Origin of the sequence: Roseomonas sp. USHLN139 (assembly GCF_037145735.1) — a bacterium.
In the GTDB taxonomy this organism is placed as follows: domain Bacteria; phylum Pseudomonadota; class Alphaproteobacteria; order Acetobacterales; family Acetobacteraceae; genus Pseudoroseomonas.
The window spans coordinates 331,383-351,714 of sequence record NZ_JBBCWY010000001.1 but is presented as its reverse complement, the minus strand read 5'-3'; the positions used below and the strand labels follow the sequence as shown (position 1 = coordinate 351,714).

The 20,332-nt window shown below is 71.8% G+C and carries 21 protein-coding genes; 1 reads left to right on the top strand and 20 read right to left on the bottom strand.

What is annotated here, in order from left to right; genetic code table 11:
• Window positions 1-10: 10 nt before the first annotated feature.
• The 8 genes from map to guaA all read right to left on the bottom strand — a co-directional run bounded on the left by map (window position 11) and on the right by guaA (window position 6,829).
• Window positions 11-775: a type I methionyl aminopeptidase gene (map, locus tag WFI16_RS01605; protein WP_419896039.1), complete on the bottom strand. Its 765-nt coding sequence runs from the start codon at window positions 773-775 to the stop codon at window positions 11-13.
• A gap of 1 nt (window position 776) precedes the next feature.
• Window positions 777-989 carry a ParD-like family protein gene (locus WFI16_RS01600; protein WP_419896038.1) on the bottom strand — a complete coding sequence of 71 codons (213 nt, stop codon included), beginning with the start codon at window positions 987-989 and terminating at the stop codon, window positions 777-779.
• An 80-nt stretch (window positions 990-1,069) separates the two neighbouring features.
• Window positions 1,070-2,440, bottom strand: coding sequence for a hypothetical protein (locus tag WFI16_RS01595; protein WP_419896037.1), 1,371 nt, complete (start codon window positions 2,438-2,440; stop codon window positions 1,070-1,072).
• 110 nt (window positions 2,441-2,550) lie between these two features.
• Window positions 2,551-3,213, bottom strand: coding sequence for a peroxiredoxin (locus WFI16_RS01590; RefSeq protein WP_419896036.1), 663 nt, complete (start codon window positions 3,211-3,213; stop codon window positions 2,551-2,553).
• 159 nt (window positions 3,214-3,372) lie between these two features.
• Window positions 3,373-4,122 (bottom strand): acyl-CoA thioesterase, encoded by a 750-nt coding sequence (locus tag WFI16_RS01585; RefSeq protein WP_419896035.1) that lies wholly within the window; start codon window positions 4,120-4,122, stop codon window positions 3,373-3,375.
• A 254-nt stretch (window positions 4,123-4,376) separates the two neighbouring features.
• Window positions 4,377-4,559 (bottom strand): hypothetical protein, encoded by a 183-nt coding sequence (locus WFI16_RS01580; protein WP_419896034.1) that lies wholly within the window; start codon window positions 4,557-4,559, stop codon window positions 4,377-4,379.
• 165 nt (window positions 4,560-4,724) lie between these two features.
• Window positions 4,725-5,123, bottom strand: a complete 399-nt coding sequence (locus tag WFI16_RS01575; RefSeq protein WP_419896033.1) for a VOC family protein — start codon at window positions 5,121-5,123, stop codon at window positions 4,725-4,727.
• Window positions 5,124-5,254: 131 nt separating this feature from the next.
• A complete protein-coding gene (guaA, locus tag WFI16_RS01570) occupies window positions 5,255-6,829 on the bottom strand; it encodes a glutamine-hydrolyzing GMP synthase (protein ID WP_419896032.1) in 1,575 nt (524 codons plus the stop codon).
• A gap of 208 nt (window positions 6,830-7,037) precedes the next feature.
• On the opposite strand from guaA, the gene WFI16_RS01565 reads away from it, so the two are divergent.
• A complete protein-coding gene (locus tag WFI16_RS01565; RefSeq protein WP_419896031.1) occupies window positions 7,038-7,760 on the top strand; it encodes a DUF1028 domain-containing protein in 723 nt (240 codons plus the stop codon).
• Window positions 7,761-7,812: 52 nt separating this feature from the next.
• Here the strand turns inward: WFI16_RS01565 and WFI16_RS26935 are convergent, their stop codons facing one another.
• The 12 genes from WFI16_RS26935 to ccoN all read right to left on the bottom strand — a co-directional run bounded on the left by WFI16_RS26935 (window position 7,813) and on the right by ccoN (window position 20,301).
• Entirely contained in the window at window positions 7,813-9,075 is a 1,263-nt protein-coding gene (locus WFI16_RS26935) for a hypothetical protein (RefSeq protein WP_442970651.1), read from the bottom strand.
• 468 nt (window positions 9,076-9,543) lie between these two features.
• Window positions 9,544-10,056, bottom strand: a complete 513-nt coding sequence (infC, locus tag WFI16_RS01555) for a translation initiation factor IF-3 (RefSeq protein ID WP_106409200.1) — start codon at window positions 10,054-10,056, stop codon at window positions 9,544-9,546.
• 112 nt (window positions 10,057-10,168) lie between these two features.
• Window positions 10,169-12,109 (bottom strand): threonine--tRNA ligase, encoded by a 1,941-nt coding sequence (thrS, locus tag WFI16_RS01550; protein ID WP_419896029.1) that lies wholly within the window; start codon window positions 12,107-12,109, stop codon window positions 10,169-10,171.
• A 262-nt stretch (window positions 12,110-12,371) separates the two neighbouring features.
• Complete coding sequence (locus WFI16_RS01545) at window positions 12,372-12,557, bottom strand: hypothetical protein (RefSeq protein ID WP_419896028.1); 186 nt, start codon at window positions 12,555-12,557, stop codon at window positions 12,372-12,374.
• Window positions 12,554-12,712, bottom strand: coding sequence for a cbb3-type cytochrome oxidase assembly protein CcoS (gene ccoS / locus WFI16_RS01540; protein WP_419896027.1), 159 nt, complete (start codon window positions 12,710-12,712; stop codon window positions 12,554-12,556). Before ccoS ends, WFI16_RS01545 begins: the two co-directional genes overlap by 4 nt.
• Window positions 12,709-15,051 carry a heavy metal translocating P-type ATPase gene (locus WFI16_RS01535; protein WP_419896026.1) on the bottom strand — a complete coding sequence of 781 codons (2,343 nt, stop codon included), beginning with the start codon at window positions 15,049-15,051 and terminating at the stop codon, window positions 12,709-12,711. The genes ccoS and WFI16_RS01535 overlap by 4 nt, the downstream gene beginning before the upstream one ends.
• A complete protein-coding gene (locus tag WFI16_RS01530) occupies window positions 15,048-15,521 on the bottom strand; it encodes a FixH family protein (RefSeq protein ID WP_419896025.1) in 474 nt (157 codons plus the stop codon). Before WFI16_RS01530 ends, WFI16_RS01535 begins: the two co-directional genes overlap by 4 nt.
• Entirely contained in the window at window positions 15,518-17,017 is a 1,500-nt protein-coding gene (ccoG, locus tag WFI16_RS01525; RefSeq protein ID WP_419896024.1) for a cytochrome c oxidase accessory protein CcoG, read from the bottom strand. Before ccoG ends, WFI16_RS01530 begins: the two co-directional genes overlap by 4 nt.
• A gap of 6 nt (window positions 17,018-17,023) precedes the next feature.
• Window positions 17,024-17,893: a cytochrome-c oxidase, cbb3-type subunit III gene (ccoP, locus tag WFI16_RS01520; RefSeq protein WP_419896023.1), complete on the bottom strand. Its 870-nt coding sequence runs from the start codon at window positions 17,891-17,893 to the stop codon at window positions 17,024-17,026.
• Window position 17,894: 1 nt separating this feature from the next.
• Window positions 17,895-18,071 (bottom strand): cbb3-type cytochrome oxidase subunit 3, encoded by a 177-nt coding sequence (locus WFI16_RS01515; RefSeq protein WP_419896022.1) that lies wholly within the window; start codon window positions 18,069-18,071, stop codon window positions 17,895-17,897.
• A gap of 13 nt (window positions 18,072-18,084) precedes the next feature.
• Window positions 18,085-18,816 (bottom strand): cytochrome-c oxidase, cbb3-type subunit II, encoded by a 732-nt coding sequence (gene ccoO / locus WFI16_RS01510; protein ID WP_419896021.1) that lies wholly within the window; start codon window positions 18,814-18,816, stop codon window positions 18,085-18,087.
• Between the two features lie 12 nt (window positions 18,817-18,828).
• Window positions 18,829-20,301: a cytochrome-c oxidase, cbb3-type subunit I gene (gene ccoN / locus WFI16_RS01505; RefSeq protein WP_442970623.1), complete on the bottom strand. Its 1,473-nt coding sequence runs from the start codon at window positions 20,299-20,301 to the stop codon at window positions 18,829-18,831.
• Between the last annotated feature and the right edge of the window lie 31 nt (window positions 20,302-20,332).

Here is a 20,332-nt window from a genome sequence, read left to right as displayed (position 1 = left end):
GCCATTGCCGTCAGGCGGCCGCCTCCCCCCGTCGCAGCGTCAGCACCTCGACCCCCGCCGCCGTCACCGCCACCGTATGCTCGAACTGGGCGGACAGCTTGCCGTCCACCGTCACCACGGTCCAGCCATCCGGCTCGGTGGCGACCTGGCGGCGGCCCTGGTTGATCATCGGCTCGATGGTGAAGACCATGCCCGGCCGCAGCCGCAGCCCGGCGCCGGGGCGGCCGGTGTTCATCACCTGCGGTTCCTCGTGCATGGCGCGGCCGATGCCGTGGCCGCAATATTCCCGCACCACCGAGCAGCCATGGCGCCTGGCATGGCGCTCGATGGCATGGCCGATATCGCCCAGATGCGCGCCGGGCCGCACCTGGCGGATGCCCTGCCACATCGCGGCCTCGGCCACCTGGACCAGCCGGCGGGCGGCGGGCGCCACCTCGCCCACCAGGTAGGTCTTGCTGGAATCGGCGATGAAGCCATCCTTCTCCAGCGTGATGTCCAGGTTGACGATGTCGCCCTCGCGCAGGATCCGCGCCGCCTCCGGCACGCCGTGGCAGACCACCTGGTTGACCGAGGCGTTCAGCACGAAGCCGAAGCCGTATTGCCCCTTGCTGGCCGGGCGGGCCTGCAGCTCGCCGGTGATGAAGCGCTCGACCAGGTCGTTGACCTGCAGCGTCGACATCCCCGCCAGCGCCAGCCCGTCCAGCATCTCGAAGACCCGCGCCAGCAGCCGGCCGGAGACGCGCATCAGGGCCAGCTCGTCCGGCGTCTTGACCATGTCAGGCGGCCGGACGGTCGGCCGAGGCGGGCGCGGCCTGGGCGGCGGCCAGCTCGCGGCGGACGATCTCGGTGAAGGAGAGCGTCGGATGTGCCTCGGCCAGCATGCCGATCTTCATCCAGAACTCGGCCTGGGCATTGATCGAGCGGCACATCACCGTGCTGGCGCGGCGGATCTCCTCATGCAGCGCGTCGTCGATCTTCACGAGACCCATGGCGGTAGTTCCTCCTGCCTCTCAATATACGAATTGTATATGGTTCGTATATGAAGACGGTCAATGGCGGAAGTTAAGCCTCAGGGCAGCACCTGCCCCAGCGTCAGGATCTCCAGATACGGCCGGCCCTGGTGGCTCTGCACCTTTCCCTGCACACAGAGGAAGCGACCGACACGCAGATCCAGCGCCGCCGCGCCGGCCGCCAGGACTGCAGGCAGCACCAGGCTGACCCCGGCCGCCGGTGCCGGACGGTCGAGATCCAGGACCACGGCCTCCGTGGTGTGGCGCAGCGCCACCACCTGCCCGCAGAGCGTCCCCGCGCTACCGACCAGGGCGCCGGCCTGACTGGCGGGCAGAAAGCGGGCGCCCGCCCCGTCCTGGCCGGAGATCCGCCCGACGTCGCGCAGCGCCGGTACGGCCGGCGGCTCGGGCCGGGCGAGACCAAAGGCCAGTCCGGCCAGAAGGACCGCCACACTGCCGGCCACCAGGGCAGGTCCGCGCCAGCGGCGGCCAGGCCACAACGCTGGCGGCACGGATGGGGCAGGCCGGAGCGGGACAGATTGCGGCGGACCAGATGGCGGCCGGGCGGACTGCGGCGCGGCCTCCACGGGCGGTGGAGCGGCGACGGGGCGGGCCGCCCCTCCGGGGGTCGGCCCCGCCGGGGTCAGCAGCGGTCCGAGGATTGTGCCCAGCGCCGTCCCCCCCGCTGTCACCGCAGCCGGCCTGGGCGACGGCTCCACCGACGACGGTGCCGGCAGGCGGAGAACCTTGTTCACCGAGGGCACCGTGGACGACAACCGGGGGCTTGGCGCCACGCCGGGCGGCCTGGCCGGGGGCGTCTCGGCGGCCGCTCGCGCCCCTTGCAGGGTGATCAGCCGTTCCATGAGGCTGCCCGGGACCAAACGGCGCTGCGGCACCTGCGCCGAGGTCGGCTCGGCGACCGGCGGCCGCGGTTTGGATGGCGGCGGGGCTTCCCCGACACCGCCATAGCGCCGGAGATAGGCGGCCCGGCGACCATCCTTGCGGTCGGCCGCCTGCTCCGCCAGGACCTCGTCAATGGTGTCGACGACCTGCCGCGTCTCGTTGAACATCTGGTCGTTGGTGAAGCGCAGGATCGTACCGAAGGTCCGGATGATCTGATTCTGGCGGAACAGGAAGTCGTTCCACTGGTTCTTGACCTCGCCCTTGTCTTTGCCATCGAGCTCGATCGGCAGCAGGTATCCCTTGGCCGGGGAGATGATCATGAAGTCGACGCGACGCTGCCGGCGCCTGGCGCAGGTGAAGGGGAACTGCGCCACAACGTCAGCCGGCTCGATCCGCGCGACGGCCTGCAGCACCCGCTCGACGAAGATCCGCTCGAAATCGGCGGGATGGTCCAGGTTGTGCCGGTTGCGGCGCTTCCAGGCCTCCCAGTCCTGGGTTCCGACAAGTTCCTCGAAGGAGATCGACATCGGCCGGCCCTGTTACGCTGCCAACACTATAATTGGCAACGAGGGGCCGACCAGTGGCAGCGTCAGCGCGGCGTTCCGGGCGTCCAGCGACCGCCCGGAACGCACAGAAGCTAGTCGCGCGGCTGGGCGACGACGCGCAGATAGGGCTTCAGTGTCTTCCAGCCGGCCGGATATTTCTGGGCGGCGGCCTCGTTGCTGACCGAGGGCGGGATGATGACGTCATCGCCCGGGCGCCAGTTCACCGGCGTGGCCACCGTGTGGCGGGCGGTCAGCTGGCAGGAATCGAGCAGCCGCAGCACCTCGTCGAAATTCCGCCCCGAGGTCATGGGGTAGGTCAGCATCGCCTTGATCTTCTTGTCCGGGCCGATGATGAAGACGGCGCGGACCGTCGCGTTGTCGGCGGCGGTGCGGCCTTCCGAGGTGGTGCCGGCGCTCTCGGGCAGCATGTCATAGGCGGTGGCCACCTTCAGCTCGGTGTCGCCGATCATCGGGAAGTTCACCGCATGGCCCTGGGTCTCCTCGATATCGGCGGCCCATTTGGCGTGGTTGTCCACCGGATCGACCGACAGGCCGATGACCTTGGTGTTGCGGCGGTCGAATTCCGGCTTCAGCCCGGCCATGGCGCCGAGCTCGGTGGTGCAGACCGGGGTGAAGTCCTTCGGGTGCGAGAACAGGATCGCCCAGCTGTCGCCGATCCATTCATGGAAGTCGATCAGGCCCTGGGTGGTCTGCGCCTGGAAGTTCGGCGCCGTGGCATTGATCCGCAGAGACATGTCTTTCCGGGCTCCTTGTGGCTTGGCGCGGGTGCGGCGGGCTGCCCACCCGGCCTTCGGACTCTTATCTGGGGACCGGCCTTCCGCGTGACCATGGACGTCCGGCACGAAGTGAAGACAGCGGGGATCGCCTGGGCGTGACCCTCGCCGGGCGGCCGCTCAGGCAGCGACGGCGCCGGCGGGCGCCAGCGCGGCCGCCGCGGCCAGCCGGAACCGCCCGCCACCGCAGCGCCGCTGCACCCCGCTCAGCACATCCTCGGCGCGCAGCTCCACCGCCACCCAGCAGGCGCCGCCGGCGCCGCCCTCGAGCCGCGGCACCAGCTCCATCACCTCGCCCGGGGCGATCGGCTGCTCCAGCACCACGTCGCGGGATTCGGCCAGCTGCAGCGCCTGCCGGGTGGCGCGGGTGGCGGCGATCCAGGCGGCGCGGGCCATGGCGTCGATGCTGCGCCCGGCCGCCATCCGCCCGCCCTGCCCGGTCAGGCCCGGCAGCACCAGGTCAACCATGCGGAGCTCTCCTTCCGGCTCGACCTCGTCCTCGACCAGCGCGGGGAAGACCGGCGCCGGCTCGCCGAGGGCGACCATCGAAAAAAGACCCCCGCCGCAATGACGGACCTCGCCGGTGAGCGGTGCCTCGGCCAGCAGCTTCACTGCCACGCCGAGCGAGCGGCGGCCGCGGCGCACCACCCGCCCCTCGACCGTGACGATGTCGCCCAGCCGGCAGGGGGCGGCGAAGTCGATGCGCTCGCAGCTGGCGGTGACGAAATCGGCGCGGCCGAAGCGTGCCGCGGCGATGAAGGCGACCTTGTCCATATGCGCCAGGCCGATGCCGCCGAAGAGGGTGCCATGGTGATTGGTGCTGCCGGGGGTCACGATGTCGAACAGCCGGACAGGGGAATTTGCGGGCATCGGGGATATCGCCTGGGAGGGTCGCGGAACACGGGCGCCGCCCTCCCCGGGGCCACGGCCTCTGCCGGGCCGCTGCCCCCGAGTATCGGCCGCCGGGGCCGGCCGCCGCAAGGGCCGCCCGGCCGCGCCTCCGGCCACCCGGCCACCCGGCCAGAGCAGATCCCGGTCTGGTGGAATCACCGGACCGGGTGAAGATGCCCGCAAGAACAAGCGGCCAGAGTGGCTGACCTGCGCCAGGGCGAAGGGAAACCGCCCTAGCGCAGCAGCGCCAGCAGCCCGGTGATCAGCGTGGCGCCGCCGATTGGCGCGACCAGCAGCAGCAGCACGTTCAGGCCGATGATCCAGAGCAGCAGCCGCTGGCGCTGCGGCGAGAGGCGCGGCGGCGGCGGCAGCTCCGGCGGCCGGGGCGGCCCGCCGCCCGGCAGATCGAGGAACATCGCCCTTCTCCCTCCTGGCCTGGCTGACCGGCATATCGTGTGCCGCGGCGGATCGGCCAGGGGGGCGCCCCGCAGGCGGAGACCGCCTTGCGTGCCGCCGGCGGTGCGGGCCGGGCCGCACCCCCAGGCGCGGCGGTCATGCCGCCGGCAGCTTGGCGCCGCCTGTCACCCCGCCGCGGGGCGGTGCACGGCGCAGAGCTTGTTGCCGTCCGGGTCGCGCACATAGGCCAGGTGGATCGTGCCCATCGGGCTCTCGCGCGGGCCCGGCGGCTCCTCGATCGAGGTGCCGCCATGCGCCACGGCGGCGTCATGGAAGGCCTTCAGCTGCTCGGGGCTGTCGCATTTGAAGCCGATGGTGCTGCCATTGCCGGCCGTCGCCGGGGCGTTGTCGATCGGCTGGCTGACGCCGAAGCTGCTGCCGGCATGGCGGTAGAACAGGCGCTGGTGGCCGCTGGCGGCGGTGTTGCGCACCGGCTCGCCGGCGCCGAGCGTGCCCAGCACGGCATCGTAGAAACGCTTCGATCGCTCGATATCGTTCGAGCCGACCATGACGTGGTTGAGCATGGCTTCCTCCGTATCCGCCGCCGCGAGGACCTGCCATCAGGACCGAATCGGGGCGGCGCGACGGGCCATGCTACCAGCCGCGGCGGGGCGCGCGCAGGCCCCCCGCCGCCTGCGGCGTCAGCGGCGCGGGATCATTCCCACTCGATCGTCCCGGGCGGCTTCGAGGTGATGTCGTAGGTCACCCGGTTGATGCCGCGCACCTCGTTGACGATGCGCCCCGCCACGCGGGTCAGGAAGTCCATGGTGAAGGGATAGACATCGGCCGTCATGCCATCGGTCGAGGTCACCGCCCGCAGCGCGCAGACATTGTCATAGGTGCGGCCGTCGCCCATCACGCCGACGCTCTTCACCGGCAGCAGCACGGTGAAGGCCTGCCAGATCGCGTCATAGAGGCCGGCGGCGCGGATCTCCTCCAGATAGATCAGGTCGGCCTTCTGCAGCACCTGCACCTTCTCGCGTGTCACCTCGCCGGGGATGCGGATCGCCAGGCCGGGCCCCGGGAAGGGGTGGCGGCCGACGATCTCCTCCGGCATGCCGAGCTCGCGGCCCAGCGCGCGGACCTCGTCCTTGAACAGGTCGCGCAGCGGCTCGACCAGCTGCATGCGCATGCCCTCGGGCAGGCCGCCGACATTGTGGTGCGACTTGATGGTGACCGAGGGCCCGCCGGTGGCCGAGACGCTCTCGATCACGTCCGGATAGAGCGTGCCCTGGGCCAGGAAGTCGGCGCCGCCCAGCTTCGCCTGCTCTTCCTCGAAGACCTCGATGAACAGCCGGCCGATGGTCTTGCGCTTCTTCTCCGGGTCGGTGACGCCGGCCAGCTGGCCGAGGAACAGGTCGGAGGCGTCGCGATGCACCAGCTTGATGTTGAAGCGGTCGCGGAAGGTGGCGACCACCTGCTCGGTCTCGCCGCCGCGCATCAGCCCGTGATCGACATAGATGCAGGTCAGCTGGTCGCCGATCGCCTCGTGGATCAGCACCGCCGCCACCGAGGAATCGACGCCGCCCGAGAGGCCGCAGATCACCTTGCCGGTGCCGACCTGGGCGCGGATGCGCGCCACCGCCTCGGCGCGGAAGGCGGCCATCGTCCAGTCGCCCTGGCAGCCGCAGACGCCATGGGTGAAGTTCTTCAGCAGCGCGGCGCCATGCGGCGTGTGCACCACCTCGGGGTGGAACTGGATGCCGTAGAAATGGCGGCTGTTATCGGCGACCATGGCGAAGGGCGCGCCCTCGGAGGTCGCGACGATGCGGAAGCCCTCGGGGAGCCGCGCGACGCGGTCGCCATGGCTCATCCAGACCTGCTCGCGGGCGCCGGCGGCCCAGACATCCTGGGTCAGCGCGCAGGCTTCCTGCACCTCGACATAGGCGCGGCCGTATTCCTGGTGGTCGCTCTTCTCGACCAGCCCGCCCAGCTGCATGCACATGGTCTGCTGGCCGTAGCAGATGCCGAGCAGCGGCACCCCCATCTCGAACACCGCCTGCGGCGCCCGCGGGCTGCCTTCGTCGACCGTGCTGGCCGGCCCGCCCGAGAGGATGATCCCCTTCGGCGCGAAGCCCCGGATGCGCTCGGCTTGGGCGGTGAAGGGCCACACCTCGCAATAGACGCCCGATTCCCGGACCCGGCGCGCAATGAGCTGCGTCACCTGGCTGCCGAAATCGAGGATGAGGATGCGGTCCTGGTGGAGGGCTTGGGAGGACAGGTCGGCCATGGGCGAGCTTGCACCACGTTCCCCTCCGCGACGCAAGACTTTCGAGCGGTGGCCAGGCGGCCGCCGCGGCGCGACAGGGTTGCAACGGTTGCGCTGCTCGCGGGGCGCATCCCGGCTTTCGCCTCACGCAACGGCGCTCGCCCGCCCCCTTGATCGGCGGCGCGCCCGCCGCCACGGTCAGGCGAACAGCGGTGAGGAGCCTTCCCGGATGACCTGGTCGATCGTGGCGCATGACCCTGCCAGCGGCGCCTTCGCCGTCGCCGTCACCACCTGCGCCTTCGCCGTCGGCGCCTCCTGCCCCTTCGTGCGGCCCGGCATCGGCGCCGTCTCCACCCAGTCCTTCACCAACCGCTACCTGGGCCCGGCGGTGCTGGACGGGCTGGCGCGCGGGCTGGCGCCGGCCGAGGCCATCCAGGGCGCGCTGGCCGGCGACCGCGGCGCGGCGCTGCGCCAGATCCACTGCGTCGACCGCCACGGCAACGCGGCCGCCTGGACCGGCGAGAGCTGCGTCGAATGGGCCGGCAGCACCAGCGGCCCCGGCTTCTCGGTCGCCGGCAACATGCTGGCCGGCGAGAGCGTGGTGACCGAGACCGCCGCCTGCTACGCCTCCGCCGCCGCCCTGCCGCTGCCGGAGCGGCTGATGCTGGCGCTCGATGCCGGCCAGGCCGCCGGCGGCGACCGCCGCGGCCGGCAATCGGCGGCGATGAAGCTGATCACCACGGAAGACTTCCCCGACCTCGACCTGCGGGTCGACGACCACCCCACCCCGCTCGACGAGATGCGCCGCCTGCTCGGCATCTGGCGGCGCGACCGGGCGCCCGGCCTGGCGACGGCGCCGCGCCGCGCCGATCCCTCCGGGCTGGTCGACAAGGCGGTCATCGAGGCGGGCTGGCGCGCGCGCGGGCTCGAGCTGCGGTTCTCCAAGAAGTAAGCCAGGCCAGGGGAAGGAATTCCCCTGGACCCCTTCTTTTTTCTGCCTGTTTTCAGCGCGGCGGGCGCTCCTGCTGTTGCGGGCGCGGGGGCGGATGGCCGCCGCCGCCCTGCGGCGGCCCCTGATGCATCGCCGGCGGCGGGCCGGCAGGCCGCGGCGCGGGCATCGGCGCCGGATGATTGACCGGTCCGGCCACCGGCCCCGGCCGCGGCGACGCGCCCGGCGGCATCCCCGGCGCATGCGGCGGCCCACCCGGCATCCCGCCGCCACCCGGCGGAGGCCCGCCCGGCCGCGGCCCCGGACCGCCGGCACCCGGCCCGATCGGCCCCGGACCACCACCCGGCCGCGGCCCGCCAGGACCCCCGGCGCCCGGTCCAGCGCCACCGCCCGGCCCACCGATCCCGGGACCCGGCCCGGCCGGCCCCGGGCCGCCACCCGGCCGCGGCCCGCCAGGACCCCCGGCGCCCGGCCCAGCGCCACCGCCCGGCCCACCGATCCCGGGACCCGGCCCGACCGGCCCCGGACCACCACCACCCGGCCGCGGCCCGCCAGGACCTCCAACGCCCGGCCCAGCGCCACCGCCCGGGCCGCCACCCGGCCGCGGCCCGCCGGAACCCCCAGCGCCCGGTCCAGCGCCACCGCCTGGCCCGCCGATCCCGGGACCTGGGCCGGTCGGCCCCGGACCTCCCGGGCCGACGCCCGGACCACCAGACCCCGGCCCCGGCGCTCCGCCTGGACCAGGGCCCGGGCGCGGCCCGGCCCATCCCGGTCCCGGACCACCCGTCGGCGGCCCGCCCCAGCCCGGCCCTGGCCCAGCCGGACCAGGGCCTGGCCCAGGGCCCGGTCCGCCCGACGGCGGCCCACCGCCCCAACCCGGCCCCGGCCCGCCCGATCCCGGTGGTCCGCCACCCCAGCCCGGCACCGGCGGCCCGCCCTGGCCAGGACCCGGACCCGGACCAGGTCCCGGACGGGGCCCAGGCCCCCAACCGGGGCGCGGAGGTCCGCCGCCCCAGCCTGGCGGCGGCGGGCCACCCCAGCCCGGGCCGTAGCCCGGCGGCGGCGGCGGGGCCGAGGCCCAGCGGTCGCGCTCCCGGTACCAGGGCTGGCCGCGGTAATAGGAATCCCAGTAGTGGCCGAGGCTGAACACCACGATCGGCAGGCCGACCGCGGGGCCGATCCCGGAGAGCGGCACGGGCGCCTGGGCAGGATACGGGCTCATCGCCAGGAAGCCGCCGCGCAGCCAGCCGCGCTGCGGCCCGACCAGGATGTCGCACCAGGTATAGCCCTGCAGGCAGCCGACCACCTCGACCGTCATGCCGCGCTCCAGCACGGCGATCATCGGGTATTCGGCGGCCGGGCCGGCATGCAGGCGGATGCGGTCGATCACCACCGCCGGTTCGGCCGCGGCCGCGCCGGCCATCAGCGGCAGGCCAAGGAGGGCGAGCCCCAGGCGGTAGCGTAAGGTCTTCCGCGTCATCGGCGATCCCTTCCCGGCAGGCGGCCCGGCCATCATTCCGGCAGGCTGCGACCCGATCCCGGCCGGCCGGCGGCCGAAGGGTGGCGGAATTGCGGCGCCCGCCGGCCTTCCCAGGATGCGGGCCCGCGCCTTACCACGCGGTACCGGAGACACCTGCCCGGCCGGCACGGCACAAAAAAAGCCGCCCGGCGAGGGGGCGGCTTCGGACGTTGGTTCGAACACCGGGGTTCAAACATCGGCTCGAACATTATCGGGGGCCCTGCGCCGGCCGGAGGAATTCCCCCGGCCCCGCAGGCCAGCGGGCGCTTATTTGGGCGCCAGCACCATGATCATCTGGCGGTTTTCCAGACGCGGCATCTGCTCGACCTTGGCCAGCTCGGCCAGCTCGGTGCGGATGCGCTCGAGAACCTTCACGCCCAGATCCTGGTGCGCCATTTCACGGCCGCGGAAGCGCAGGGTGACCTTCACCTTGTCGCCTTCCTCGATGAAGCCCTTGGCCGCGCGCATCTTGACGTCATAGTCATGGTCATCAATGTTCGGACGAACCTTGATTTCCTTGATCTCGACGATCTTCTGCTTCTTGCGGGCCTCGTTGGCCTTCTTCTGCTGCTCGTACTTGTACTTGCCGTAGTCGGTGATCTTGCAGACCGGCGGGACGGCGTTCGGGCTGATCTCAAGCAGATCCATGCCCAGCTCATAGGCGCGCAGCAGCGCTTCACGCGCGCTCATCACGCCGAGCATCTCGCCGTCCTGATCGATCAGGCGGACCTGCGGAACGCGGATATCCTCGTTGACGCGCGGGCCGTCGCGGGGCGGCAACTGATTCGGAATAGGGCCTCGGGCCAGAGTCGGCTCCTGTCGCTGTTGGAACGAAGTTCAACGGGTCTTATGCTGCAGCGGCAGGGCCGCTGCAACCTTTGCGCACCAAATGCTATGCGTCCGGTGACAGATCGGGTGGCGTGGCCTCCGCCGCAAGGGTGGCGACCGCTTCCTGCAGCGTCACCACCACCTGCTCGCGGCCCGGCAGGCGGCGCAGCACCACCTTGCCCTCCTCGGCCTCGCGCTTGCCGATCACCGCCAGCACGGGCACGCGCTGGTCGATATGGTCGACGACCTTGCGGTTGATCTTCTCGTTGCGCAGGTCGAGCTCCACCGCCAGCCCGGCCTTCTGCAGGGCGGCCGCCACCTCGCGGGCGAAGGGCGCCGCCTCGTCGACGATGGTGGCCACCGCCACCTGCACCGGGGCCAGCCAGAGCGGGAAGCGCCCGGCATGCTGCTCGATCAGGATGCCGAGGAAGCGCTCGAAGCTGCCCAGGATGGCGCGGTGCAGCATGACCGGGCGGTGCCGGTTGCCGTCCTCGCCGACATAGACCGCGTCCAGCCGCTCGGGCAGCACGAAGTCGACCTGCAGCGTGCCGCACTGCCAGTCGCGGCCAATCGCGTCGCGCAGGACGAATTCCAGCTTGGGGCCGTAGAAGGCGCCCTCCCCCGGGTTCAGCTCATACTCGACGCCGGCGGTCAGGCAGGCTTCCTTCAGCGCGCCCTCGGCCCGGTCCCAGGTGGCGTCGTCGCCGGCGCGCTTCTCCGGCCGGTCGGAGAACTTCACCCGGAAGCTCTCGAAGCCGAAATCCTTGTAGACGCGCGACAGCAGGGCAACGAACTCGACCGTCTCGGCGGCGATCTGCGCCTCGGTGCAGAAGATATGCGCGTCGTCCTGGGTGAAGCTGCGCACCCGCATGATGCCGTGCAGCGCGCCCGAGGGCTCGTAGCGGTGGCAGGCGCCGAACTCGGCCATGCGCATCGGCAGCTCCCGGTAGGAGCGCAAGCCATGGTTGAAGATCTGCACATGGCAGGGGCAGTTCATCGGCTTCAGCGCCAGGACGCGGTCCTTCTCCGACTCGTCGTCGACGGTCGCGAGGAACATGTTCTCCCGGTACTTCTCCCAATGGCCCGAGGCCTCCCACAGCCGGCGGTCGACCAGCTGCGGGGTCTTCACCTCCTGGTACTGGGTCGCGTCCAGCCGGCGGCGCATATAGTCCTGCACCCGGGTGTAGAGGCGCCAGCCCTTGGGGTGCCAGAAGATCGAGCCGACCGCCTCCTCCTGGAGGTGGAACAGGCCCATCTCCTTGCCGATCTTGCGGTGGTCGCGGCGCTCCGCCTCCTCCAGCTGGTGGAGATAGGCGTCGAGCTCCTTCTGGTCGCGCCAGGCGGTCGCGTAGATGCGGCTCAGCATGGCGTTGCGGTGGTCGCCGCGCCAATAGGCGCCGGCCACCTTCATCAGCTTGAAGGCCGCGCCGATGTCGCCCGTGGTCCGCATATGCGGCCCGCGGCAGAGGTCGAGCCACTCGCCCTGGCGGTAGATGCTGATCGGCACGTCCACCGGTAGGTCGCGGATCAGCTCCGCCTTGTAGCGCTCGCCCTTCGCCTCAAAGAAAGAAATGGCCTGCTCGCGCGGCCATTCCTCGCGCACGAAGGCGGCGTTGCGGGCGATGATCTCCCGCATCTTCTTCTCGATCGCCGGGAAATCCTCCGGCTTGAAGGGCTCGTTGCGGGCGAAATCGTAATAGAAGCCGTTCTCGATCGCCGGGCCGATGGTCACCTGGGTGCCGGGGAACAGCTCCTGCACCGCCTCGGCCAGGACATGGGCGGAGTCATGCCGGATCAGCTCCAGCGCCTCCGGGTCCTTGCGGGTGATGAAGCGCACCGCCGCATCGGCCTCGATGCGGTGCGACAGGTCGCGCAGCTGCCCGTCCACCTGCATGGCCAAGGCCGCCTTGGCCAGCCCCGGACCGATGGAGGCCGCCACGGTAGTGCCCGTCACCGCCTCGTCGAAGACGCGGACGGACTGGTCGGGCAACGTGATCGCAGGCATCGGTCAGGGATTTCCTGGCTTGAAAAAAGGGCGCCGGACCATGGGCGCGGTGCGGCGCTCCGTCAACGGAAGAAAGCAGGCCGGTTGAAGGTCGGGGGAATGAATTCCCCCGATTTTCTGCGGTGACTGCCGTGTCCAGGTGGCGACGAGGGGCGAAACGGCCCGGCCGAAGCGCGGCCTGCAGGGTGGCGCAGGCCTGAGCAGGGCCAAGAAATCAAAAAAAAGATGGGGTCCAGGGGAATTCCTTCTCCTGGCCTTCCCTTCAGGACTGATGGTCAGCCTCATCATAGGTCTTCTTGACCAGCCACAGCGCGAAGAAGGTCCCGAACAGGAACAGCGACAGCGCGAAGAAGGTCAGCGGCGCGTCGACCGAGGCGCCGGCCAGCAGCAGGCCGACCAGGGCCAGGATGGCGTTGAAGACCAGGAAGAAGATGCGGTTGGCGGTCATGGGCGGCCTCCGGGCGTGGGATCGTCGAACAGGATGCGGGACGCGGCGCCGTCCAGGTCGTCGTACTGGCGGGCGCGCAGCGTCCAGAGGAACAGGGCGAGGGCCAGCAGGCCGAGGAACAGGGCCAGCGGCACCAGCAGCAGCAGGGCGTTCATGCGGGGGCCTTTCCGGCGCGCAGCGCATTGAGGATGACGATGATCGAGGAGCTGGCCATGACCAGCGCCGCGATCAGCGGGGTCGCGTAACCCAGCACCGCGCAGGGGATGGCGACCATGTTGTAGATCAAGCTGAAAGCAATATTCTGCCGGGCCAGGCGCTGGGCGCGTCGGGCGACGCGGATGGCATAGGGCAGCGCCGAGAGGCCCTGGCCGCGCAGCAACAGGTCGGCCGCGGTCTGCGCCAGGTCGGTCGCCCCTTCCGGGGTGGCGGAGACATGCGCCAGGGCCAGCGCCGCCGCGTCGTTCAGGCCATCGCCCACCATCAGCGGCTTGTGGCCGGCGACGCTGAGCGCCGCGACGCGATCGGCCTTGTCGGCCGGGGTGGCGCGGGCCTGCCAGGGGCCGATGCCGGTGGCCTCGGCGACCGCCTCGACCGCCGGCCCCGCATCGCCGGACAGCAGCTCGGCGGGCAGGCCGAGACCGGCCAGCGCCGCGACGGTGGCCGCCGCATCGGGGCGCAGCCGGTCGGCGAAGCGGAAGGGCACCGGCGACAGGCCGGGCCGGGCGAGCCAGAGGGTCAGCCCCTCATCCTCCTGCGCCAGGCCGATGAAGGGCGCGCTGCCGAGCCGCACCGCGCCGGCGCGCAGCCCCTGGCCGGGGATCTCCTGCACGCCCTCGGGCGCGGCGGGGGCGTCGGGGCAGGCGGCGACCAGGGCGCGGGCCAGCGGGTGGCGGGAGGCGCGGGCGATCGAGGCTGCCTCGCGCAGGGCGGAGGCCGGGCGGCCGGGCGCCTCCAGCAGGGTCGGGCGGCCCTCGGTCAGGGTGCCGGTCTTGTCGAGCACGGCGCAGTCGGCGCTGGCCAGCCGCTCCAGCGCGCTGGCCGAGGCGACCAGCACGCCGCGGCGGAACAGCGCGCCCGAGGCCGCGACCTGCACGGCGGGCACGGCGATGGCCAGGCCGCAGGGGCAGGTGATGATCAGCGCGGCGACGGCCGGCACCAGCGCCTGCTGCCAGGGCAGGCCCATCCACAGCCACCAGCCGAGGAAGGTGGCCAGCGCCACCGCATGGGCGATGGGCACGTAGAAGCGGGCGGCGCGGTCGGCCAGCGTCACGAAGCGGCCGCGCGCCTGCTCGGCGCGTTCCAGCAGCCGCGCCATGGCGGCCAGCGACCCGTCGGCGGCGGCGGCGGTGACCCGCATCGCCACCGGGTTGCCCAGGTTGACGGCGCCGGCGGCGACCCCCTCGCCCTGCAGGACGCGGCACGGCAGGCTCTCGCCGGTGGTGGCGGCGGTGTCGAGCAGCGCCTCGGGCGCGTCGAGCGCGGCATCCAGCCGCAGCCGTTCGCCGCTGGCCAGCAGCAGGCGGTCGCCGGCGACCAGCTGGCCGGCCGGGGCATGGGTGACGCGCCCCCCGGCATCAATGCGCTGCACGGTGCCATCCTGCAGCGCCAGCAGCTCGGCCACCGCCTGGCGGGCACGGCGGCGGGCGGCGCGGTCCAGCACGCGCCCGGCCAGCAGCAGGGCCAGCAGGGCGGTGGCGCCGTCGAACCAGGTATAGGGGCCCTGGCGCAGGGTCTCCGACAGGCTCATCGCCGTGGTCGCCAGCACGCCGAGCGAGACCGCCAGGTCCATGTTCGGCCGCCCGGCCCGCAGGCCGCGCCAGGCCGAGCGGTAGAAGGGCATCCCCGCCACCAGCACCACCGGCAGGCCGATCAGCGCGGCCAGCCAGTGCATCAGCCCGCGCGTCGCCTCCCCCATGTCGGCCCCGGCCCAGACGGCGACCGAGACCAGCATGACGTTCATCATGCCGAAGGCAGCGATGCCCAGCGCCCGCAGCAGGGCGCGGCCCTCGGCATCCTCGGTGGCGCGCAGGCAGGCCGGCGACCAGGGCGCGGCGCGGAAGCCGAGCGAGGCGATCAGCGCCACCAGCGCATTGGCGCGCGCGGGCTCGCCGCGCCAGGCGATGGTCAGCCGCCGGGCGGAGAGGCTGGCGCGCGCCCGCAGCACGTCGGGCTCGGCGGCCAGCGCCTGCTCGACCAGCCAGACGCAGGCGCCGCAGGACAGGCCGGCCAGCATCAGCTCCAGCCGCTGCACGCCGCCCTTCTCGGCAATCGTCAGGGCCGCGAAATCGGTGTCCGGCAGCGCCTCGGCCGGGCGCAGCGTGCCGGCCGCCGTGCTCTGCCGCTGATAGAAGGCATCGAGGCCGAGCCCCGCCACCAGCCCCGCCGCCGCCTCGCAGCCGCGGCAGCAGAAGCGGCCGCCACCCGCCGGCAGCGCCGCGCCGCAATGCGCGCAGGCCAGGGCGGCCGGCCGCTCGGCGGGGGAGAGCAGGGTCACGGCAGCACCAGCCGCCGGCGCAGGTCGAATTCCTGGCCTTCCGGTCCGGTCAGCACCAGCCGCGCCTCCCACTGGCCGGGCTTGGGCACCGGCAGGGCGGCGCGGAAGCGGCCCTCGCCCTGCGGCGTGAAGGCCAGCGGCAGGGCGGTGGCCTCCAGCGGCCGCAGCAGCACGCCGCGCAGCGTGCCGGGGACAGGGCGGCCGTCGCGGTCGGTGACGCTGACCGCCAGGCTGCCATCCTCGGCCAGCCGCACCTCGCCCTGCCAGCCCAGCGCCGCCTGGCGGGCATTCTCGGCCAGCACGTCGTTGTAGGCGAGGCCGCGGTCATAGGCCTGGCCCTCGGTGACGCCGGTGAAGGTGGACAGCGCCGAGACGATCAGCACCCCGTTCACCGCGATCACCAGCAGCATGCCGCCGACGAAGACCCAGGGAATCCAGCTGCTGCGGCGGTCCGACGCGAGGGCGGTCATGGCGAGCCTCTTTCAGGAGCGAGGAAGACGCTGGATTCGTCGAGCCGCACCCGGCCGGCAGCGTCGCGCAGGCGGAAGCGGATCGGCGTGCTGGCGGCGACCGGCTGGCCGGCCGGCAGGCTGACCAGCGCGCGCCATTCGGTGATGCCGTCGGCGGCCAGGCGCAGGCGGGGATGGCCGCCCGCGTCCAGCGGCGCCTCCTGCACCACCAGCTGGAAGCCGGGCGGCGCGACCAGCTCCAGCAGCAGGGCCGGCTCGGCCAGCCGGCGGTTGGCCAGCTTCAGCGTGTAGCCGTTGCGGATGCCGCCATCGGAGAGGCGGACATAGAGCGGGGCGCGGTCGCGCAGCACGGCGAGCGTCGCGCTGTCGCGCAGCAGGAAGGCGCCGAGCATCACCGCGGCCACCAGCGCCAGCACGCCGGCATACATCAGGCTGCGCGGCCGGGCGAGGCGGACAGGGGCGCGCGCCTTCATGCCGCAGAGCTGCCGCACCGGCCCCGGCGGCATGCCGAGCGTCGCGGCATCGCTGGCGGCCAGGTTGGCCAGGGTCTCGAAGGCGACCAGGCCGTGCGGGCGCTGCAGCTTGTGCATCACCTCGTCGCAGGCATCGATGCAGAGGCCGCAGCCGATGCAGGCCAGCTGCTGCCCGTCGCGGATGTCGATGCCGGTCGGGCAGGCATGCAGGCAGGCGCGGCAGTCGACGCAGTCGCCGACGCCCTCGGCGCGCGCCTTGCCACGCGGCTCGCCGCGCCAGGCGCGATAGGTGACCACCAGCGACTGCTCGTCCAGCATGGCGGCCTGGAAGCGCGGCCAGGGGCACATGTAGGTGCAGACCTGCTCCCGCGCCCAGCCGGCCAGCAGGTAGGTGGTGCCGGTGAAGAGCGCGAAGAAGACATAGGTCTCGACCGAGGCGGTCCCGGCCGGGATGGCGCGGAGGGCAGCGCGCGCATCCTGGAAGTAGATGACGAAGGCGCCGCCGGTCGCCGCCGCGATGGCGATCCAGGCGGCGTGCTTCAGCACCTTGCGCAGCACCTTGTCGCGCGAGGCCGGGGCCGCGTCGCGCTTGATGCGCGCGTTGCGGTCGCCCTCGATCCAGCGCTCGACCAGCAGGAAGAGATCGGTCCAGACGGTCTGCGGGCAGGCGAAGCCGCACCAGACCCGGCCGAACAGGCTGGTGACGGCGAACAGCCCGATCGCCGCCAGCACCAGCAGCCCGGTGACGAAATAGATCTCCTGCGGCCAGATCTCGAGGTTGAACAGGAAGATGCGGGCATCGGCGACGTCGACCAGCACGGCCTGGTCCGGCAGGCCGGGACCACGGTCCCAGCGCAGCCAGGGCAACAGGTAGTAGATGGCCAGGCAGGCGGCCAGCATCACCCATTTGAGGCGCCGCACCGGGCCGCGCACCGCCTTGGGATAGACCTTCTGGTGCGCGGCGTAGAGCGAGGCGCCCTCCTCGCTCCCCGAGCCGCTGCGTGGCAGGGCGATGCGGCCCATGATGCGCTACTCCGCCTCGCCGCCGCCGAGGGCGTGGACATAGACGGCGAGCATCTTGATCACCGCCGGGTCCAGCCGCTGCCCCCAGGCCGGCATGACGCCGCCGCGGGCATAGGCGATGCTCTGCACGATGGCGCGCTTGTCGCCGCCATAGAGCCAGACCTGGTCGGCCAGGTTCGGCGCGCCCATCTCGCGGTTGCCGGTGCCGCGGTCGCCATGGCAGGCGGCGCAGTTCTCGGCGAACAGCGCGGCGCCGCGGGCGGCGGCCGCCGCGTCGGTGCCGCGGCCCGACAGCGCCAGCACATGCTCGGCCACGTCGTTCACCTGCGGCGCCTTCAGCAGGCCATCGGCCAGGAAGCGCGGCATCATGCTGCTGCGCGCCCGCTCGTCCTCGGCATTGCGGATGCCATGGGTGATGGTGGCCTGGATGGCGGCCAGGCTGCCGCCCCAGAGCCAGTCGTCATCGGCGAGCGACGGGAAGCCGCCCGGCGCCCCCTGCCCGCCGGCGCCATGGCAGGCGGCGCAGTTGTTGGCGAAGGCGACGCGGCCGCCAGCCAGGGCATAGGCGCGCAGGCCCGGCTCGCTGCGGATCTCCTCCAGCGAGGCCTGGCGGATGGCGGCCAGCCGCGGCTCCTGCTCGGCGGCATGGCGCGCCAGCTCCTCGCCGATGGCGCCGCGCGCGGTCCAGCCGGTCAGGCCGGTGCTGAAGGGCAGCGCCGGATAGAGCACCACCCAGAGCGCCGCGAAGGCGATGCAGGCGTAGAAGGTCCAGAGCCACCAGCGCGGCAGCGGGGTGTTCAGCTCGCGGATGCCGTCCCATTCATGGCCGGTGGTCTGCTGGCCGCTGACAGCGTCCTTCTCGATTTTCGAGGCCATGTCACAGGCTCCGCTTGGCAGGCGCCGGTGGCGCGTCCTGCAGGGGAATCTCGGCCATCGCCTGGTAGGCGCGGCGGCGGCCCGGCCGCAGCACCCAGACCAGGATGAAGCCGAAGAGGAGGAAGAACCACACGACCCAGGCGGCCTTCAGCACGGGATAGGCGGAGAGCAGATCCATGGTCCGTCCCGCCTCACTGCTGCCGCACGCGCTCGGGCGTGACGTCGCCGAAGCGCACCAGCGTGCCGAGCATCTGCAGATAGGCGACCAGCGCGTCCATCTCGGTCACCGTCCGGCCGTCGCCGTCGAAGGCCGCCTGCCGCGCATTGGCGTAGCGGCCCGCGAAGCCGGCCGGATCCATCTCGGGCCGCGCCTGCGCCTCGAGATCAGCCGCCGCATTGGCGATCATCGCATCCGTATAGGGCACGCCGACGGCGCGCTGGCCGCGCAGGGTGGCGGCGATGTCGCGATAGTCCAGCGGCCGGTCGAGGAAGGCATAGGGCGGCATGACGCTTTCCGGCACCAGGTCGCGCGGGCTGCGCAGATGCGCCGCCTGCCAGTCGTCGGAATAGCGGCCGCCGACGCGGGCCAGATCCGGCCCGGTGCGCTTGCTGCCCCACTGGAAGGGATGGTCGTAAAGGCTCTCCGCCGCCAGGCTGTAATGGCCGTAGCGCTCCGCCTCGTCGCGGAACGGACGGATCATCTGGCTGTGGCAGGTGTAGCAGCCCTCGCGCACATAGATGTCGCGGCCGGCCAGCTCCAGCGGCGTGTAGGGGCGGATGCCGTCGACGCGCTCGATCGTGGTCTCCACGGCGAAGAGCGGCACGATCTGCACCAGCCCGCCGATGGAGACGGTGATCAGCGACAGCACCCCCATCAGGATCAGGTTTTTTTCAATCAGCGCGTGGCTGAACTTCTTGAACATCTTTTTCGGTCCTCACTCGGCCGCGACGGGCTGGGAGGCGGGCAGCGCGGCGGGGGCGGGCCGCACGGTGCGCCACAGGTTGTAGGCCATCAGCAGCGCGCCGGAGAGGTAGAGCACCCCGCCCAGCATGCGGATGACGTAGTAGGGATGCATGGCGGCGACGGTCTCGACGAAGCTGTACTGCAGGAAGCCGAGCGCGTCGTAGCTGCGCCACATCAACCCCTGCATGATGCCGGAGACCCACATCGCGGTGATGTAGAGGACGATGCCGAGCGTCGCGATCCAGAAGTGCCACTCGGCCAGCTTCTTGGAATACAGCTCGGTCTTGCCCCACAGCCGCGGCACCAGCCAGTACAGCGCACCGAAGGTGATGAAGCCGTTCCAGCCGAGCGCGCCGGAATGCACATGGCCGATGGTCCAGTCGGTGTAGTGCGACAGGGCGTTGACCGCCTTGATCGACATCACCGGCCCCTCGAAGGTGGCCATGGCGTAGAAGCCGACGGCGGCGACCGAGAAGCGCAGGCCGGGATCGGTGCGCAGCTTGTCCCAGGCCCCCGACAGCGTCATCAGCCCGTTGATCATGCCGCCCCAGGACGGCATCCACAGCATGATCGAGAAGACCATGCCCAGCGTCTGCGCCCAGTCCGGCAGCGCCGTGTAGTGCAGGTGATGCGGGCCCGCCCAGATATACAGGAAGATGAGCGACCAGAAGTGGACGATGGAGAGGCGGTAGGAATAGACCGGCCGGTCCGCCTGCTTCGGGATGAAGTAGTACATGATGCCGAGGAAGCCGGCGGTCAGGAAGAAGCCCACCGCGTTGTGGCCGTACCACCACTGGATCATCGCATCCTGCACGCCGGACGCCACGCCATAGGACTTGGCATGGCCGATGGTCAGCGGCAGCGCCACGTTGTTGCCGATGTGCAGCAGGGCAACCGTGATGATGAAGGCGAGAAAGAACCAGTTGGCGACATAGATGTGCGGCTCGGATCGCCGCAGGATCGTCCCCCCGAAGGCGACAAGATAAGAAACCCAGACGACCACCAGCCAGAGGTCGACATACCATTCGGGCTCGGCATATTCCTTGCCCTGGGTGACGCCCAGCAGATAGCCGATGGCGGCCATGACGATGAAGAACTGGTAGCCCGCGAACAGGAACCAGCCCATCTCCTCGCCGCCGAACAGCCGCGCGCGGCAGGTGCGCTGCACGACATAGAGGCTGGTGCAGAGCAGCGCGTTGCCGCCGAAGGCGAAGATCACCGCGCTGGTGTGCAGCGGCCGCAGCCGGCCGAAGGTCGTCCATTCCAGGTCGAGGTTCAGCAGCGGGAAGGCCAGCTGCGAGGCCACCACCACCCCCACCAGGAATCCGACGATCCCCCAGAAGATCGTCGCCACCGCCATGGCGCGGATCGGGCCGTCCACATAGCTGTCCTGCCGCCAGCCGCCGCCGGCCGCGAGGCGCAAGGCCTGGCCTCCATCGGGCATCGCTTACTTTCTCCGGTCGCGGGGGGGAGCC